The sequence below is a fragment of the Arthrobacter humicola genome, assembly GCF_039531445.1.
GTDB lineage: Bacteria > Actinomycetota > Actinomycetes > Actinomycetales > Micrococcaceae > Arthrobacter > Arthrobacter humicola.
The window spans coordinates 487,824-505,552 of record NZ_BAAAQB010000041.1; the positions used below are offsets into that span (position 1 = coordinate 487,824).

Annotated in this window: 16 protein-coding genes; 11 read left to right on the forward strand and 5 right to left on the reverse strand. The window is 66.2% G+C overall.

Annotation, left to right across the window (positions count from 1 at the left end):
- The first annotated feature begins 26 nt into the window (after positions 1 to 26).
- The 3 genes from ABD243_RS18820 (at position 27) to ABD243_RS18830 (ending at position 4,407) form a co-directional block, all read left to right on the forward strand.
- On the forward strand, positions 27 to 1,499 hold the full coding sequence (locus tag ABD243_RS18820; protein ID WP_344367877.1) for a purine-cytosine permease family protein: 1,473 nt from the start codon (positions 27 to 29) through the stop codon (positions 1,497 to 1,499).
- Positions 1,500 to 1,580: 81 nt separating this feature from the next.
- Positions 1,581 to 3,083, forward strand: a complete 1,503-nt coding sequence (locus tag ABD243_RS18825) for an aldehyde dehydrogenase family protein (protein WP_344367878.1) — start codon at positions 1,581 to 1,583, stop codon at positions 3,081 to 3,083.
- Positions 3,084 to 3,111: 28 nt separating this feature from the next.
- Complete coding sequence (locus ABD243_RS18830; RefSeq protein WP_344367879.1) at positions 3,112 to 4,407, forward strand: D-arabinono-1,4-lactone oxidase; 1,296 nt, start codon at positions 3,112 to 3,114, stop codon at positions 4,405 to 4,407.
- Between the two features lie 87 nt (positions 4,408 to 4,494).
- Here the strand turns inward: ABD243_RS18830 and ABD243_RS18835 are convergent, their stop codons facing one another.
- Both ABD243_RS18835 and ABD243_RS18840 read right to left on the reverse strand, forming a co-directional pair.
- Positions 4,495 to 5,751, reverse strand: a complete 1,257-nt coding sequence (locus tag ABD243_RS18835; protein WP_344367880.1) for an FAD-dependent oxidoreductase — start codon at positions 5,749 to 5,751, stop codon at positions 4,495 to 4,497.
- Positions 5,744 to 7,096 carry an MFS transporter gene (locus ABD243_RS18840; protein WP_344367881.1) on the reverse strand — a complete coding sequence of 451 codons (1,353 nt, stop codon included), beginning with the start codon at positions 7,094 to 7,096 and terminating at the stop codon, positions 5,744 to 5,746. Before ABD243_RS18840 ends, ABD243_RS18835 begins: the two co-directional genes overlap by 8 nt.
- Before the next feature lie 48 nt (positions 7,097 to 7,144).
- Between ABD243_RS18840 and ABD243_RS18845 the strand changes: the two genes are divergently transcribed.
- From ABD243_RS18845 to ABD243_RS18860, 4 genes are all read left to right on the forward strand, one after another.
- A complete protein-coding gene (locus tag ABD243_RS18845; protein ID WP_344367883.1) occupies positions 7,145 to 7,966 on the forward strand; it encodes an IclR family transcriptional regulator in 822 nt (273 codons plus the stop codon).
- 164 nt (positions 7,967 to 8,130) lie between these two features.
- Positions 8,131 to 9,273, forward strand: coding sequence for a cupin domain-containing protein (locus ABD243_RS18850; RefSeq protein WP_344367884.1), 1,143 nt, complete (start codon positions 8,131 to 8,133; stop codon positions 9,271 to 9,273).
- Positions 9,273 to 10,097, forward strand: a complete 825-nt coding sequence (locus ABD243_RS18855; protein WP_344367886.1) for a fumarylacetoacetate hydrolase family protein — start codon at positions 9,273 to 9,275, stop codon at positions 10,095 to 10,097. The genes ABD243_RS18850 and ABD243_RS18855 overlap by 1 nt, the downstream gene beginning before the upstream one ends.
- A complete protein-coding gene (locus ABD243_RS18860; RefSeq protein WP_344367887.1) occupies positions 10,097 to 10,855 on the forward strand; it encodes a maleylpyruvate isomerase family mycothiol-dependent enzyme in 759 nt (252 codons plus the stop codon). Before ABD243_RS18855 ends, ABD243_RS18860 begins: the two co-directional genes overlap by 1 nt.
- 242 nt (positions 10,856 to 11,097) lie before the next feature.
- On the opposite strand, the gene ABD243_RS18865 is transcribed toward ABD243_RS18860, so the two are convergent.
- The 3 genes from ABD243_RS18865 to ABD243_RS18875 all read right to left on the reverse strand — a co-directional run bounded on the left by ABD243_RS18865 (position 11,098) and on the right by ABD243_RS18875 (position 13,239).
- Positions 11,098 to 11,712 (reverse strand): TetR/AcrR family transcriptional regulator, encoded by a 615-nt coding sequence (locus tag ABD243_RS18865; RefSeq protein WP_344367888.1) that lies wholly within the window; start codon positions 11,710 to 11,712, stop codon positions 11,098 to 11,100.
- Positions 11,713 to 11,875: 163 nt separating this feature from the next.
- The gene (locus ABD243_RS18870; RefSeq protein ID WP_116765869.1) at positions 11,876 to 12,070 is read right to left on the reverse strand and encodes a ferredoxin; all 195 of its coding nucleotides are present in this window, start codon (positions 12,068 to 12,070) and stop codon (positions 11,876 to 11,878) included.
- Positions 12,067 to 13,239: a cytochrome P450 gene (locus ABD243_RS18875; RefSeq protein ID WP_344367889.1), complete on the reverse strand. Its 1,173-nt coding sequence runs from the start codon at positions 13,237 to 13,239 to the stop codon at positions 12,067 to 12,069. The genes ABD243_RS18870 and ABD243_RS18875 overlap by 4 nt, the downstream gene beginning before the upstream one ends.
- Before the next feature lie 338 nt (positions 13,240 to 13,577).
- Here ABD243_RS18875 and ABD243_RS18880 point away from each other — a divergent pair, with 338 nt between their 5' ends.
- From ABD243_RS18880 to ABD243_RS18895, 4 genes are all read left to right on the forward strand, one after another.
- Positions 13,578 to 14,591, forward strand: a complete 1,014-nt coding sequence (locus ABD243_RS18880; RefSeq protein WP_344367890.1) for a phosphotriesterase family protein — start codon at positions 13,578 to 13,580, stop codon at positions 14,589 to 14,591.
- Positions 14,592 to 14,640: 49 nt separating this feature from the next.
- Positions 14,641 to 15,594: a phosphotriesterase family protein gene (locus tag ABD243_RS18885; RefSeq protein ID WP_344367891.1), complete on the forward strand. Its 954-nt coding sequence runs from the start codon at positions 14,641 to 14,643 to the stop codon at positions 15,592 to 15,594.
- A 79-nt stretch (positions 15,595 to 15,673) separates the two neighbouring features.
- On the forward strand, positions 15,674 to 16,786 hold the full coding sequence (locus ABD243_RS18890; protein ID WP_344367892.1) for an FAD-dependent oxidoreductase: 1,113 nt from the start codon (positions 15,674 to 15,676) through the stop codon (positions 16,784 to 16,786).
- Between the two features lie 4 nt (positions 16,787 to 16,790).
- On the forward strand, positions 16,791 to 17,723 hold the full coding sequence (locus ABD243_RS18895) for an alpha/beta hydrolase (protein ID WP_344367893.1): 933 nt from the start codon (positions 16,791 to 16,793) through the stop codon (positions 17,721 to 17,723).
- Positions 17,724 to 17,729: the final 6 nt, after the last annotated feature.

Sequence of the window (17,729 nt, forward strand, 5' to 3'; positions counted from 1 at the left end):
GTTCCCATGTACTCCTGGAATGCATCATGAACGCTCGACCCACTCACGCAGTCGCGGCCGAAGTGCCCCGGCTCGAGGACAAGACCATTCAACCCATCCCCGCCCACGAACGTCACGGAAAAGCCCGGGACCTTTTCACCATCTGGTTCGGTTCCAACATCATGATCATGACCATCGTGACCGGGGGCCTCGCGACGACGGTGTTCGGGCTCAGCTTTGTACCCGCCATCGTCGGAATTATCATCGGGAACCTCGTTGGTGGCATCTTCATGGCCCTGCATTCGGCCCAAGGCCCGCAACTGGGCGTGGCGCAGATGATTCAGACCCGCGGCCAGTTCGGTTCGTACGGGGCGCTGCTCATCGTGGTCATCGTGGTGATCATGTACGTAGGGTTTTTTGCGGCGAACCTCGTCTTTGGCGGCGAAGCACTGGCCGCAGTCAGCCCGGGCATCAGTGTTGACGGAGGCATCATTGTCATTGGCGTCGTGAGCGTCGTCGCCACCATCTTTGGCTACCGGCTCATCCACGCCTATGCACGCTTCTTGAGCATCGTGGCGGGTCTGGCGCTGGTGCTGGCCTTCGTCTGGATCCTGGCCGTCCATGGATTGCCGTCCAGCTTCCTGAACCAGGGAAACTTCAACTGGGTGGGCTTCATGGCCACCATCTCCGTCTCCGCCCTGTGGCAGCTCGCCTACGCTCCCTACGTCTCGGACTACTCCCGCTACATGCCTCAGGGCACCGGCTCGGCCCCGGCGTTCTGGGCCTCCTACTCGGGCTGCGTCCTGGGAACACTCTTCCCGATGGTCTTGGGTGCCTTGGTGGGAACGCTCGCTCTGGCACTGGTCAACGATGGCAGCAGCGTCGAAATAGTGGGCAGCCTGGGAGCCCTGCTCGGGCCATGGACCATGGTGGTCATCGGAATCTTCTGCCTCGGCGTTGCGGCGTCGAACGCCATGAATCTCTACTGCGGGGTCCTGTGCACCCTCACCATTGGCCAGACGTTCAGGCCAACCTGGTTGCCCCACGCCAAGACCCGGACCATTGCGGCGATCCTCATCTTCACCTTCGCCCTCCTGATCTCGCTGTTCGCACGCGACAATTTCATCTTCTTCTACACGAACTTCCTCTCCTTCCTGATGTACGTCCTGGTTCCGTGGACGGCCATCAACCTGGTCGACTATTACCTTCTGCGGCACGGCGACTACAGGGTTGAGGACTTCTTCAAGCGTGACGGTGGAGTGTACGGAAGGTTCAACTGGATTGCGATCGGAGCCTATCTTGCCGGCGCGTTGATCCAGGTTCCGTTCTCGGCAACAGCGATGTTCACGGGGCCGGTCGCCGCAGCGATGAACGGCGTGGACCTCTCCTGGATTGTTGGCCTGGTGGTCGTTGCACCCCTGTACTACTTTGCGGCACGCGTGTTCCGGAAGACGCCGGATGCCGTCCCCTTTCAGTCGCCCGCATTCGCAACAGACCTGGTTGAGGCGCCGCAGACGTAACGTCCACCCCGGGCATCTGCGGCCCGCACTCACACAAACTCCCGGCGCCGAGATCGGCGCAGAAAACAAAGGCCAATTATCATGACACTCACAGACATCAAGCAGTTCACAGTCCGACGCTCTTCCTCGGAGCAAAGCTGCGCCGGCGTTTTGCCGCCCGCGGGACACTTTATCGGTGGAACGTTTGTCCCCGGTTCCTCGACTCAGCTCATCGACGTCGTAGACCCCACCACGGAGCAGGTCATCACGTCAGTACAGGCCGGCACGGCTGCGGATGTGGACGTTGCGGTCGAGGCGGCCGTGGCGGCCCAGAAGTCCTGGGGCGCCACGACGCCGAAGGAACGGTCCGAGGTGCTCTCGCTGATCGCCAACATCATTGAAGACAACCGTGAAGCATTCGAACTCATCGAATCCGCCAATACCGGTAAACCGCGAACCGTCGCGGAGGACGATGTCTCCAGCACCATCGACACCTTCCGATTCATGGCCGGAGCTTCCCGCACGCTGACGTCTATGGCGGGCGGCGATTACGCCACCGGACACACCTCAGTCATCCTCAGGGAACCCGTCGGCGTCGTCGGCGTCATCACCCCTTGGAACTACCCGCTGCTGATGGCTGCGTGGAAGATCGCGCCCATCCTGGCCGCCGGAAACAGCATCGTCCTCAAGCCCTCCGAACAGACTCCCCTCTCGACACTGAAGCTGGCGGAACTTGTGGCTGGACGCATCCCCGATGGAATCCTCAACGTCGTGACGGGACAAGGCCGGACTGTTGGGCAGCGACTTGCCGAACACCCTGATATCGCCCTCATTGCGTTGACGGGGAGCGTCGTCAGCGGACAGGCGGTGGCGGAGACCGCGGGCAAGTCCGTTAGGCGCGTCCACCTCGAACTCGGCGGCAAGGCCCCTGTTGTGGTCTTCCCCGACGCCGACCTCCGCGCCGCCGCCGCCGGCGTGCGAAACGCCGGCTTCTGGAATGCCGGCCAGGACTGTGGTGCCGCCTGCCGCGTGCTGGTCCACGAATCGGTGGCTGAGGAGTTCACCGAGCACCTGGTGCGCGAAGTCGGCACGCTCGTCGTCGGCGCCCCGGGCGCCGGGGACGACGTGGAAATCGGTCCCATGATTTCGCGCCCGCACTTCGAACGCGTGAAGGAATCACTTGCTGAGGCAAAGGACGCGGGTCTTCAGGTGGCCATCGGCGGCTCGGCACTGGAAGGTCCCGGCTACTTCATTGAACCCACAGTGATCAGCAACGTGCCGGCCGGGGCCCATATTGCTACCCACGAAATCTTTGGCCCCGTCGTCACCGTCGAGTCCTTCAGCACCACTGACGAGGCCATTACTCGGGCCAACGAGAGCCCCTACGGCCTTTCTGCCTCGGTGTGGACGCGGGATTCGAGCCTGTCGCTGAGCATTCCGAAGCAACTCGATTTCGGCACCGTCTGGGTCAATTCACACCTGGTGTTGGCCTGCGAGGTTCCGTGGGGCGGATTCAAAGGATCCGGCTACGGCCGCGACCTCTCACTCTATGCCCTGGACGATTACTCCCGGACCAAGCACGTCATGATCAACCACAGCGCGTGAGCGTTGATACCAGCATCGGAGCTCAGCAATGACCACCACGAATCATTCCCAGGCCGCGTCGTCGGCACGCGCGGCGACCCCGTCCGCTCCCTTCGGGACGGACGTCACGTGGACCAACTGGGGCGGAAACCAGAGCGCCACACCGGCCTTCACCGTCCGGCCCCGGAATGAACAAGAAGCGCTCGACGCCGTCCGGTTCGCCATCCGCGAGGGCCTGCCCGTCCGCGCGGTCGGCTCAGGACATTCATCCTCTCCACTGGTTCAGACCGGCGGCGTCCTGATGGACATGTCCGCACTCTCGGCCATCACCGGAACCGACCGCGGGCGGCGCCGCGCCAGGGCCCTGGCCGGCACCACCATCAACGCCTTTGGCGATCCGCTGTGGGAACAGGGGCTGGCACTGGGCAACCAGGGCGACATCGACAAGCAGCAGATCGCCGGCGCACTCGCGACCAGCACCCACGGCTCCGGAAAGAACCTGGGCAGTTTCTCCTCCGCCTTGCGCTGGGTCAGGCTGATCAACGGCTACGGCGAAATCGTCGAAATCGGTGAAGGGCAACTCCGCGAACTCAGGGCCGCCCAGGTCGCTTTGGGCACGCTCGGAGTCTTCCTGGAGGTCGAACTGGCGGTCGAGGACCGCTATTACCTGCAGGAGGAGATTACGTATCCCACGTGGGCGGAGACCGCGGCAACCTGGCAGGCCGACATCGACGCGAACAGGCACTACTCGTTCCTGTGGTGTCCGGACGACGATTCATGTGAGCTCCTGGACCTCCCCGGTTCGCCGGACCAGAACATGGCGAACCGCAGCTACACGAAGCGGTACAACATCGCGCAGATCCAGGACGAGCGTGAAATTTCCCGCATGGAGGGTGCCCGGCTGGACCGGTCGTACCGCATCTACCCGGGCGGGTTCACCACACAGTTCCATGAACTCGAGTACTTCGTTCCCAGCCGGCACGGCCTGGAGGCCGTCGAGGCTGTCCAGGACCTGATCCGCACCAAGCATCCGGACCAGAAGTACCCCGTTGAGGTCCGCTGGGTGAAGGCCGACCAAGGGTACATGTCCCAGTTCCAAGGACGCGACACCACCGTCATTACCCTGACCACTCAACCTGGAACTGACTACTGGCCTTTCTTCCGGGATGCAGATGCGCTGCTGCAGGAATTCGAGCCGCGTGCCCACTGGGGCAAGATCCATTTCATGACGAGGAGCCGCTTGGAGCGTCTCTACCCGGAGCTCGATACCTTCATCCAGATACGCCGGGAGTTCGACCCCCGCGGAATGTTCCTCAACGATCACACCCGCGCCCTCGTAGGCTAAATCCACAAGCAGTTCACGCGCGCGCACAGCCAAAAGCACGAGGTGCGGACAAAGTCCGCACCTCGTGCTCTTGACCTGGCTTAGGCGTCAGGCGGAAATCCGCTCCGCCAGGCTGGAGCTGGCCGGGCGGACGGCCGGTACGCCGTCGCCGTCCTGGCCGTACAGCCAGTCGTTGTACTGGAAGTCGTTGTCCTTCCGGCTCTTGAAGAGCAGGTTGCGCAGTGTCCGGGCCAGTCCGGACACGTGCCAGGATTCGCCCCAGACGCGGGCGGTGCGCTGGACCCGGGCCGTGCGGCCGGCGCGGATGTCATTGAACTCCTTGATCGCGCCGTCCCAGGCGTCCGGGTTGACGCCTTCCTGGGTGAAGACGGTGCCATTGGTGGCGTCCTGCAGCACAGCGGCGTCCTCGAGCGCCTGGCAGGCGCCCTGGGCGAGGTACTGGAGCATCGGGTGCGCGGCGTCGCCCATCAGCACCATTCGGCCGGCGACCCAGTTTTCGATCGGATCGCGGTCGTACATGGGCCAGCGGATGCCGGTGGCCAGGTTCTTGAGCGCTTCCTGAACGCCCGGGACACAATCCTTGTACGCGGCCTCCAGCTCGTCCACACCGCCGTACTGCTCTTCGCCGCGTTCGAACGAGGCGGACTTGAAGACGGCCACGGTGTTCAGCAGCTCGCCCTTGCGCAGCGGGTACTGCACAAGGTGGCAGTCCGGTCCGAGGTAGACGATCACGTCTTCGAGATCGGCCTTGGGCGTGTTTTCGGTGATCGGGACGGTGCCGCGGTACGCGACGTAGGCCGAGGGGACGGGCTCATCGCTGGCCACGAGCGGACGCAGGGTGGACTTGAGTCCGTCGGCGCCGATTACGACGTCGGCCTCGTAGTCAACGCCGGCGGCGGTGTGGGCCACGCCGCGGCCGTTGACGGTTTCAACGCTCTCGACCATGACGTCGTTGACGAGCTTGACGCCCGCCGCCTCGCAGCCTTCGAGCAGGACCCGGTGCAGGTCGCTGCGGTGGATCACGACGTACGGCGCGCCGTAGCGTTCCTCGAATTCCCCGCCGAGGGTCTGGCGGGTGAGCTCCTCGCCGGTGACGGCGTCGCGGAAGACCAGGTGCTTGGGCTGGACGCCGATTTCCAGCGCCTTTTCCAGCAGGCCCCAGCGGCGCAGGACGCGGGAGGCGTTCGGGGCCATCTGCAGGCCCGCGCCGACCTCGCCGAATTCGGGGGCCCGCTCCACGAGAGTGACGTTGGCGCCGTTTTCACGCAGCGCGAGGGCTCCGGCCAGTCCGGCCATTCCCCCTCCGATGACGAGGACATCGGTGGACGTGGCGTGCTCAGACATTGCTTGCTCCTGTTGATGTGAGTGAGGGTGAGGTTGGGAGTTTGGACTTGAGTTTGAGGCCGACGGCGGCCAGCAGTACCGCGGCGATGGCGGCTGCACCGGCGAAGGCGAGGAAATTGGAATTGACGCCCAGTCCGGCGGCCAGCAGGAGGCCACCGATCTGGGGTGCGGCGACGGCGCCGATACGGCCCGTCCCCAGCGCCCAGCCCAGCGCGGTTCCGCGCAGGTGTCCGGGATAGTGGCTCGCGACGGCGGCGATGATGAGGCACTGCGTGCCGTGGGTGCCGACGCCGGCGAGGACCAGCATGAAGTAGACGACGCCGACGGGCGGCCCGCTCACAAGAACCACGAGGGCTCCGGCAGCGACGGCGGCCGCGGCGATCGCCGTCGGGATCGGACCGAAGCGGGTGCCCGCCCAGGCCGTGAGGACCGAGCCGGCCACCGCACCCAGGTTGAGGGCCAGTGCGAAGGTCAGGGCGGAGCCCAGGTTGTAGCCGGCCAGCTGCATGAGGTTCGGCAGCCAGGTGCCGAGGCCGTACCAGGCGAACAGGGTGGCGATCGTTGCCAGGGCGAACAGCACACTCACCCCCAGGTACGGGGCGCGGAGCAGGGAGGAGAAGCCGGACGGCTCGTTGACCGCATGCCCCTTCCCGGCGGCCTTGCGGGCGGCCCTGCCTGCGGCACCGGCCGGTGTCAGGGTCTCCGGAAGGTATTTCACTCCGAGCGGCACCACGACCATCAGGGCGACCACGGCGACCAGGAACATGGACTCCCAGCCGAACGCGGGGATCAGCTGGATGCCGACGAGGGCGGCGATGGATCCGCCGATCGGGACACCGGACATCATCAGGGTGGCGACGGTGGAGCGCCATTTGGGCGTGACGAGTTCGGCCACGAGCGCATTGGCCGAGGGCACCAGCCCGCCGAGTCCGATGCCGGCGAGGAGCCGCAGGACGCCGAAGACCGGGGCACTAGGCGCGAACGCGCAGAGGATCGTGAAGATCGAAAAAACGATGGCACAGCCCAGGATGGTCCGGCGGCGGCCCCACGAGTCGGCCATGCGTCCGGCGAAGATCGCCCCGATCATCATGCCGACGAAGGCCATGGAGCCGATCGTTCCGGCGGTGGCCTTATTCAGGCCCCAGCCGGTCTCAGAAATCAGTGAGGACTGGACGGTGCCGTAGACGATGAGGTCGTAGCCGTCGAAGACCACCAGGAGCCAGCAGACGAGGACGGCCGCTGCCGAGCCTTTGGAGAACCGTGATGCAGGCCCATCAGCGGTAGTCGGGCCGGGGAGACCCGGTGTCGGCCGCTCCGGCGCTGCAGCGAAAGGTGTGTGATTCATCCCACTACTGTCATGGAGATTGCAGACGAACAACAATACAATTCTGATGTGCAGAACAACCCGCCAGCCAAGTCCGCCCGGAAGCCCGTCCAAAAGCGGCCGACCTACTCCATCGAGGCGGTGGACAATGCGCTGCAACTCCTGCAGCTGCTCCGCGACGGCGGCGCGCTGCGGCTCAAGGACGCCGCCGCCGAGCTCGGCGTAGCCCCCTCCACCGCCCACCGGCTCCTGGCGATGCTGGTCTACCGGGGCTTTGCCGTGCAGGATGAAAACCGCCGCTATGTTCCCGGGGCGGCCATGGGGGTCGGGCCGGCGGGCCTGAGCTGGACCAGGCTCCTGCGCTCGCTCGCCCAGCCGCACATGGAGCTGCTCTCGGCGCAACTGAACGAGACCGTCAACCTCATGGTGCGGGTGGGCACTAAAGTGCGCTTCCTGGCCACGATGGAAGGGAACAACGTGTTGCGGGTTGGTGACCGGCAGGGGACGGTCATGCCCGCCAACAAGACGTCGGGCGGCAAGGCCATGCTCGCCGAACTGGAACCCCACATGATCGACCAACTCTTTCGCAGCAACAATGCCGAGATTGGCGGGGACACCATTCCCGCCGCGGAGTACCCGGCGTTCCTGCGCGAGCTTGAGTCCATCCGCGGCAACGGCTTTGCGGCCAATTTTGAGGGGACGGAGGAAGGGGTGAGTGCCCTCGGGATGGCCCTGCACAACCGGCACGGGCACGTCGTCGGCGCACTCAGCGTCGCCACTCCCTCGACCCGCTTCCGCCGGGTCTTCGACGCCGGACTCGTCCCCGCGCTGCGGGAAACCTGCCGGCAGCTGGAAATCGACATCGCGGCTAATCCGGCCGAGCCGGACTGAGTGCGCGCCGAGTGCGCGGCAGGGCACACAGCGGGGTACCCCGCCGGGCACCCGGGGGAACAATCCATAAATTCTGACTGGCAGAATATGTTGGGGGTCACACCTCCACATCCGTAGAGTCGAACTACGCCAAAGAACTGTTCTGACCTACCGAGGAGGCCCACGTGTCCATCAGCGCCGAGAACACGACTCATGAATCAGTGGCCGCGGGGCATACTGCTCCGGAGCCGACGCCCGAAGAAGCCGCCCAGCTCAAGGAGCTCTACCGGGATTTTGACCGGGAGAACCTGATCCCGCTGTGGACCGAGATCGCGGACCTGATGCCGATGGTGCCGACCCCCAAGGCGGTGGCCCACGTCTGGCGGTGGAGCGATCTGTACCCGCTGGCCGCCCGCGCCGGCGATCTGGTCCCGGTGGGCCGCGGCGGGGAACGCCGGGCGATCGCCCTGGCGAACCCCGGCCTGGCCGGTACGCCGTACGCGACCCCCACGCTGTGGGCGGCCATCCAGTACCTCGGTGCCCGCGAGACCGCCCCCGAACACCGCCACTCACAGAACGCGTTCCGCTTCGTCGTCGAGGGCGAGGGCGTGTGGACGGTCGTGAACGGGGACCCGGTGCGGATGTCCCGCGGGGACTTCCTGTTGACCCCGGGCTGGAACTTCCACGGCCACCACAACGACACCGATGAGCCGATGGCCTGGATCGACGGCCTGGACATCCCGTTCGTGCACTACGCCGATGCCGGGTTCTTCGAGTTCGGCACCGAGCGTGTCACCGACGAGGCCACGCCGGACATCTCCCGCTCCGAACGACTCTGGGCCCACCCTGGCCTGCGCCCGCTCTCCGGACTGGATGACACCACGAGCTCCCCCATCGCGGCGTACCGCTGGGAATACACGGACCGGGCCCTGACCGAGCAGCTGCTGCTCGAGGACGAGGGCCACCCGGCCACCGTGTCCCAGGGCCACGCCGCCGTCCGCTACACCAACCCCACCACCGGCGGGGACGTCATGCCGACCATCCGGGCCGAATTCCACCGGCTCCGCGCCGGCGCCACCACCGAAACCGTCCGCGAGGTCGGCTCCAGCGTCTGGCAGGTCTTCGAAGGGACCGGCTCCGTGGTCCTCAACGGCGAAACCAGGACCCTGGCCAAGGGCGACCTCTTCGTCGTCCCGTCCTGGGCGCAATGGTCCCTTCGGGCGGACCTGCAGGCCGAAACAAGTTTCGACCTCTTCCGTTTCAGCGACGCCCCCATTTTCGAACGGCTGAACTTCCACCGCACCTACATCGAAGGACGCACCAAGTAATGAGACTCCTCACCCTCCGCACTGAAAACGGTACCAAGGCTGTACGCCAGGACGGCGACACCCTGACCGAGATCGACGGCTTCGCCGACGTCGGAGAACTCCTCCGCACCCCGGACTGGGAAGCCACCGCGAAGGCAGCGGCCGGCGCCACGCACCCGCTCGAGGGAGCGGACCTCGACGCCGTCGTCCCCTCCCCCGGCAAGATCATCTGCGTGGGCCACAACTACCGCAACCACATCAAGGAAATGGGCCGGGAAGTCCCCGAATTCCCCACCCTGTTCGCCAAGTACCAGGAATCCCTGATCGGCCCCAACGATGACCTGGCCCTCCCGCAGGAATCCGACGCCGTCGACTGGGAGGCCGAACTCGCCGTCGTGATCGGCAAAAAGGGCCGCCGGATCAGCGAAGCCGACGCCCCGGCCCACATCGCCGGCTACGCCGTCCTGAACGACGTGTCCATGCGCGACTACCAGTTCCGCACCATCCAGTGGCTGCAGGGCAAGACCTGGGAAAAGTCCACCCCGTTCGGACCGGCCCTGGTCACCAAGGACGAGTTCACCGCCGGCCCGCTGATGACCTCCGAGGTCGACGGCGACATCCAGCAGCAGACCCCGACGGGCGACCTCGTCTTCACCCCCGAATACCTGGTGTCCTACATCTCCACGATCATCACGCTGAACCCGGGCGACGTCATCGCCACCGGCACCCCCGGCGGCGTCGGCCACGCCCAGGACCCCAAGCGCTACCTGCAGGAGGGCCAGCTCCTGGTCACCACCATCGAGGGACTGGGACAGCTGAAGAACCGCGTCATCAAGGAAGCCTGATGGTTGCCCGCCACGACCAGACGACGGACCCGGAGCTGCTCGCTGCCCTGCTGCAGGCACGCCGCGGGACGGCGTTCTTCGCCCGCAAGCTCAACGAGCTCTCCGACGCGGAGCTCGACGGCGATTCGCTGCTGCCGGGCTGGACCCGCCGCCACATCACCGCGCACATCGGCTACAACGCCCGGGCCATCGCCCGGCTGGTGGAGTGGGCGGCCACCGGCGTCGAGACCCCGATGTATGCCTCCACGGACGTCCGGGACCACGAGATCGACTTCGGCTCCACGCTGTCCCCGATCGCGCTGCGGCACCTGTTCGACCACTCGGCCGTGCACCTGAACGTCGAATGGCGGGACCTGCCCGAGGACGCCTGGCACCACAAAGTCCGAACCATCCAGGGCCGCGAAGTTCCCGCCACGGAAACGGTCTGGATGCGCAGCCGCGAAGTCTGGATGCACGCCGTGGACCTGGACAACGGCGCCAACTTCCACGACATCCCGGCGCCCGTCCTGGAACGGCTCCTGAAGGACATCACCGGCGCTTGGAAGACCCGCGGCACCGACAAGGACCTCGTCGTCAAGGTCACGGACCGCGACCTCACCTTCGGGGACACCACATCCGCGTCCCCGACGGTCGTCTCCGGGCCCCTCGCCGCCGTCGTCGAATGGGCCGCCGGCCGCGGCAACAGCGGCGTCACCGCCGCCGGGCCGGGCGCTGCAGCCACCACCGGGACGGTTCCCCCCGCCCCGAAGTGGATCTGAGAGCCGGCTAAACAATCCTAAAGCGGGAGGCCCCTCGGCGAGGGGCCTCCCGCTTTCGTGCGCGCTTGCCTCCGTCCGGGGGCACTTTGAGGGCAATGTTAGACGCCGTCGCCCTGGTTGACGGCGTGTCCGCGCCAAAGTGCCCCCGGACCGCCGCCGCAGCGACGCCGCCCCGGGTTAGCCCAGCTGGACGATCGACCCGCAGCGGCAGCAGCGGGTGCCAGGAACACCAGCGCCCAGGGTCAGCCTTCGTCGCAGAGCAGGTGGTACCAGTTATCGGCAAGCACCTCGAGCGCGTGTTCGCGGTTTGGTTCAAACTTGCGTCGGGTCCAGAGCGTGGCGACGTAGTCGAGTGAGGTGAAGGCCAGAGTGCCGCGAATGTGGTGCGTCTCCTCCGAGAAGCGCCCTGCGAGCTTCATTCCGCGGACGAGGTCGGAGATGACCTCCTCATGCCATCCCTCGACCAAGGCGCGCACCTCGCGATCGACGGCGGCGGCCTCCTCGAGCACGTCGAGGTATGGGCGGAAGACCGGCCAGAGCGCTGCCCGCGACTCCAGCCACGCCAGGATGCCCGGCAGCTCGCCTGCCCGCACCACGTCGACGAGGTCGGCCGCGGTAGAGCCGCTCCCCGGGCCGTCCGCACGGTCGAGCACCGCGTTGACGCGCACCATGAAGTCCCTCATCAGATCGCTGCGTGAAGGGTAGTGCGCGTAGAAAGTCACCCGGGTGGTGCCGGCCGCCGCGGCGATCTCATCGATGGTGGTCGCGGCGTACCCCTTGTCGGTGAAAAGCTCGAGAGCCCGCTCCACGATCACGTCGCGGGTGAGCTTTTTCTGGGCTTCTCGCAACGTCGACATGGATCAATCCTAACTTTGTTGTGCGGCGTCAGGCCCGGGCGGGCGACGCCGGTCCCGGGCCGGCAGGACCGGCGTCAGCCCGCCGTCGAAGCCGGCAGAGCGCAGTGACTCGCCGCCGTGGGCCCGGCGATGCCGTTGCCGACGACGCCGGGCCCGCGCCCCGTTATGCAGCCTCCAGCCGGAGCGCGGCGACCGGGCAGACCCTCACGGCCGCCTTCGCGGCGTCGAGGTCGGCCCCGTCAACCTCCGGGGCATCGATGACCAGCTGGCCGTCATCGTCGAGGTGCATCAGCCGGGGCGCGGCTTCCTCGCAGAGACCGTGCCCCTCGCAGCGTGGCCGGTCGAGTTCGATCCTCACGATGCCACCACCTTGACGACCTGAAGCTTCTCGAAACTCCGCGTGATGTTGCTCGGCACCCGGATCCCGTCCGCGATGGACAGTGACTTCACCTGACGGGCAAGCGCGTCAATGATCGCGTGGGCCTCGAGCTTGGCCAGGCCTTGGCCGGCACAGCCGTGCGGTCCGTAGCCGAAGGAGAGGTGGTCCACCGGGTTGCGCCTGATGTCGAAGGTGTCGGGGTTTTCGTAGTGCCGCGGGTCCCGGTTGCCGGCGCCGAAGAGGATGCCCAGTTGAGCGCCCGCAGGAACGGTGGCTCCGTCGATCTCAACCTCGCGGGTGGTTGTGCGGCCCCAGATGTGCACGGGGGCCCAATAGCGCAGCACTTCCGCGAAGGCTGCAGGCACCCGGTCCAGGTTCTCGCGGACAAGCTCAAGCTGTTCCGGGTGGCGGCCGAACAGGGCGATGATGTTTCCGATCGAGGCGATCGTTGTATCGACGCCTGCCCCGAGGTACTGGTGGATGATGTGACCGGCGGAGCCTTCGGGGATGTCGCCACGCGTTTCAGCGTCGAAGATCCCGCGGCCGATCGAGCCGGGGGCGAGGTCGCCGGCGGTAACTGACGAGCACCAGCCGTAAAGCTCGCCGGCGATCGGGAAGCTCTCCTGGGTGCGCTGGTTCATCGGCCCGATGACCTGCATCGCGGCCTGCCCCCAGCGCATCATGTTGTCCTTGACGTGTCCGCTGAAGCCGATGAGGTCGGCGACGATCTCAAGCGGGAAAGCTCGCGCAAGGGAGTCGATGGCTTCAAAGCTTCCGCCGGCGACGAGGTCGGCGACGAGCTTGTCCGCCTTCTCGTCGATGATGATCTTCAGGCCGCGCAGTGCGCGGGGCGTGAGGTTCTCAGAGAGCGTCGCGCGCAGCTGGGTGTGCAACGGCGGGTCTGAGGCAAGCGAGGTGCCTTGCAGCGCCTCGTTGACCATCGGGTTGAAGCCAAGGGTGGTGGACGAGAACGTCGCCGGATCGCCGAGTACGTCGCGGATGATGTCGTAGCGCGTCAGAGCGTAGAGGTCGTTCTTGGGCAGGTGGACGACGCCGGCCTGCTCGCGCAGCGCGGCGTACGTGGGGTAGGGGTCGACCAGGACGTCGTCGTCCCAGATATCGATGCCGGATTCTGCGGGTGCAGTCACAGTATTCTCCTTGCGGATGGGGGGTGGACCGAGGGTGTGAGGCCCGTCAGCCTGGACGATAGCTGCGGCGCATTCCCCGGTGCTCTACCGGGCTCCTGCCAAGGCCGGAGGCGGATGTGGCGCTCCACACATCTTGACGCCAAGGTTTACATGATGTCAATACAATTTACGAGTCGTTGATTTCACGAACGCCCCGCAGCTCCGGATATACGTTGTGTTTATTTACTTGACATACTGTAAAGAAAGATGTGACGCTAGATACACCGCATCGGAGCGATGGTCTGGCCAGGCCCGGCGGCACCCCTGCATTCAGCACCCGAACTTCAAGGGAGAAGCAAGTGATTCACCCCACCCCCGTCGACACCGGCGACGCGTTCGCCGGCACCGTCGATCGAGCCACCGTCCATACGGTCCTTGGCCCCGTCCCCGCTCATGAACTGGGTGTGGTCGCGGTCCACGAGGCCCTGCTGTCGGTGCTCCCGGGTGCGCAGTACGCCCCGGACATCACGATGGACCGGGCGGAGATCTTCGAGGCACTGGCCGCGAAGCTCAAGGACTTCCGCGAGCACGGCGGGCAGACGATCGTCGACAGCACCGGCATGTTCCACGGCCGCGACCTGAAGCTTTACGAGGCCCTGTCCCGCTCCACCGGCGTCCACATCGTCGCCTCCACGGGCCTGGGCCCGGAGGAAGAACTCGGCGGATACTTCCTGACCCCGCAGACCAACCCGCCCACCCCCTGGCCGGCCGAAAAGTTCGGCGACCTCTTCGGCAGGGAGGTCACTGAGGGGATGGTGGTACCCCGGGTCGAGCGCCGCGCCGCCGCCGGCATTGTGGCCACCATCGCCGACCGCGCCGGCATGACCCCGACCGAGGAGAGCCTGTTCCGCGGCTCCGCCCGCGCCGCCAGGAACACCGGCATCCCGGTCTCGATTCGGTTCGGCGCCGATGCCCTGCACGATCTGGACATCGTGCTGGACGAGCAGATCGGGGCCGACCGGGTGCTCGTCGGCGACCTGGACCGCAAGGACGCCGCCGGCTCCGCCATCAAGGTGGCCGGCCGCGGAGCCTTCGTCGGCATCGACCACGTGGGCCTGAACGACCACGCGGACTACCTCACCGACCACGATCGCGCCGAGCTGGTGTTCGAGCTCGTCAAGGCCGGCCATGCCGACAAGATCATCCTGTCGGGCAACTCGATCGGCGTGGCCAAGGGGCTGCCGGAGTACAACCTGCCGTACAGCCACGTCCTGTCCACGTTCGTGCCCTACCTCAAGACCCACGGCCTGAGCGACGAAGACGCCCGGCGCATCCTCGTGGACAACCCGCGCAACCTGCTGACCGTGCGCTAAGCACGCGTCGGCCCTCCCACAACAAGCTTTCGACCCCTGAGGTGAACGAATGACCAAGGTCAACACCGTGCTGGGAACCATCCCGGCCGAAGAACTGGAAATCGTGGCGGTCCACGAACACATCGGCTACGGCATGCCCGGGTCCGAGCTGGACACCATGTGGTGGAAGTCGCCCGAGCAGGCCTACGAGGAAACCGTGCCGAAACTGCGGAAATTCCGCGAATACGGCGGCGGTACCTTTGTCGACGCCACCGGTATCTGCAACGGGCGCGACGTCGACTACTACAAATCCCTGTCCCGGAAGACGGGCGTGCATATCGTGGCCTGCACCGGCTTCGTCGGCGGCGACACCGCCCTGCCTCACTTCTCCCGCGCCACCGTGGACTACCTGGCGAAAGTGTTCACCCACGAGATCACCGTCGGCATCGGCAACACGGGCGCCAAGGCCGGCGTCATCAAGGTCGGTGTGAGCCGCGGCGGACGAATGACCGACCTCGACAAGCGCATCTACCGGGCCGCGGCCCGTGCCGCCGTCGTGACCGGCGCGCCGATCCTGACCCATCTGGCCATCGACCTCGAGCCGGCGGTGACCATCTTCAACGAAGAGGGCCTGTCCCTCGACCGCGTGCTCTTCGGCCACGCCGACGACGGCCTGAACGCTCCGATCACCCCGCACGACTGGATCTACGAGCAGGGCGGCCGGATCGGCTTCGATACGTTCGGGTACGACCTCGAGCTGCCGGATCCGCCGTTTTGGGGCCGCAAGCGCGACGAACGCATGGAGCACTTCGTCAAGCTCGTCAACAAGGGCTATGCGGACAAGCTCCTCGTCTCGGCAGACGCCAACTGCAGCCCCCTGGGCTGGCCTGGCGTGAAGGGCCACACCATCAACTACATCTTCGAGGACATGATCCCGGACATGCGGGCGGCCGGCATCGACGACGCCACCCTCAAACTCCTGCTCGAGGACAACCCGGCCGACTTCCTGTCGCTGCACGCCTGACCCCGGACAGACCACCACAACTTACCCGTTCCACCAGACACGGCCCGGGCCAAGAAAGAGCCAAGAAAGAGATGAAACCATGAAGGCTGAAGACATCAAGAACCTCAAGATCGCCATCGTCGGCGCGGGCTACGGCGGCGCTGCGGCGGCCAAGGCCCTGAGCCTGCTCGGTGCAGACGTCAAGGTCTACGAGCAGGCTCCCCAGATGGGAGAGGTCGGCGCCGGCATTGGCCTGCGTCCGGCCACCATGGCCCGGTTCCGCCAGTGGGGAATCTTTGACGCGATCGCCAAGGTGAGCTCGGCGAGCGACTACTTTGAGATCCTCACGGCCACCGGTGAGCCGATCATGAAGGACACCTGGCCCGAGTTCGGCGATGAGAAGCAGACGTACCTCATCCACCGCCGCGACTTCATCGAAGCCCTTCTCGGCGTGCTTCCCGAGGGCATGGTGCAGCTCGGCCACCGACTGGAGACCATCGAGGACAAGGGCGACCGCTCTGTCCTGACCTTTGCCAACGGGGAGACCGTGGAGGCCGACCTGGTGGTCGGTGCCGACGGCATTAAGTCCGCGGTGCGCGAGCAGCTCTTCAGCGACAAGGGCCCCGTGTTCTCCGGCGAACACGCCTACCGCGTGGTCATCTCCGCCGACAACGCCCACGGGATGGCCGTCGACGACAACCTGCGGATGTACATGGGCAGGGGCACCAAGGTTTACCTCCTGCCGCTGCGCCACCGCAACCAGATGTCCTTCGACATCACCGCCCTGAATCCGGACGGCACCTGGGCACCCACGATCACGAAGGAAGAACTCCTGAAAACTGTGGAAGGTTTCGACGAGCGGATCGTGGGCATCGCCCGCGACCTCGACATTGACACCGTCAACATCCGCGCCGTCTACGACATCGACCCCGTCGACTCCTGGCACACCGACTCCGTCGTCCTCATGGGCGATGCGGCACACTCCATGCTGCACCACCAGGGCCAGGGTGCGAACTCGGCGATCGAGGATGCCGGAGCACTGGCCGACGCCCTCGCGCAGGCCGACTCCGTCAAGGAGGCGCTGGCCCTGTTCCAGGCGACCCGCAAGCCGGTGACGGACGAGCTGCAGCGCATCTCGCGTCAGGGGTGGTCCGAGGAAGAAGTCAACGACGTCTTCCCTGGTCAGAAGCCCGCGGCTCAGGCACAGGTCTGATGCCATGACGATTCATCCCAAAATTGCCAAGATCCTCAGCACCCTGCCGGCGCCCGATGGTTCGCCGCTGAATCCGCAGGCCATGCGGGCCGGCGAGGCCGCGCAGGTTCCCGCACTCGAGGACCGCCTGCCGCTGTACTCCGTCGAGGACGCCACGGCCGTAACGTCCTCGGCCGAGGTGCCCGTGCGGATCTACACACCGGTGGAGGCTGACGCCTACGGACTGCTGGTGTACTTCCACGGCGGAGCGTTCTTCCTGGGCAGCCTGGACACCCATGACCACGTGGCGCGGGCACTCGCCAAGGAAACCGGCCACAAGGTCATCTCGGTCGGCTACCGGCTGGCCCCCGAAGCATCTTTCCCGGCCGGCCTCGACGACTGCTACGGCGTGGTCCGCTGGGCCGCCGCGCGGGGCCACAGCCTGGGCTGGGACGGGATGAACCTCGCCATCGCGGGCGACAGCTCGGGCGGCAACTTCGTGGCCGCCGTCGCCGCGCGGGCCCACGACGACGAGTTCCCGGCGATCACGCACCAGGTCCTGTTCTACCCCTCCCTGGACCTGGACTTCGACGTCGACCGCTACGCGTCGCTGCGGGAGAACGCCGAGGGGTACGGACTGGAGACGGCGGGCCTGCTGCCGTTCAACTCGTTCTACCTCGAGAACGGGGCGGATCCGGCGGATCCCCTGGTCTCCCCCATCAAACGCGAGGACCTCGCCGGCCTGCCTGCTGCCCTCGTCATCACGGCAGAGCACGATCCCCTGCGGGACGAGGGCGAACTCTACGGGCGGCGCCTGAAAGAGGACGGCGTCGACGCAACAGTCAGCCGCTACGCGGGGGCCAACCACGGTTTCGTCCAGAACTTCTCCTGGATCCCGGAGTTCTACCGGGCATTCGAGGAGACAGGTGAATTCCTGAACGCGAGGGCCGCGAGATGACGAAGT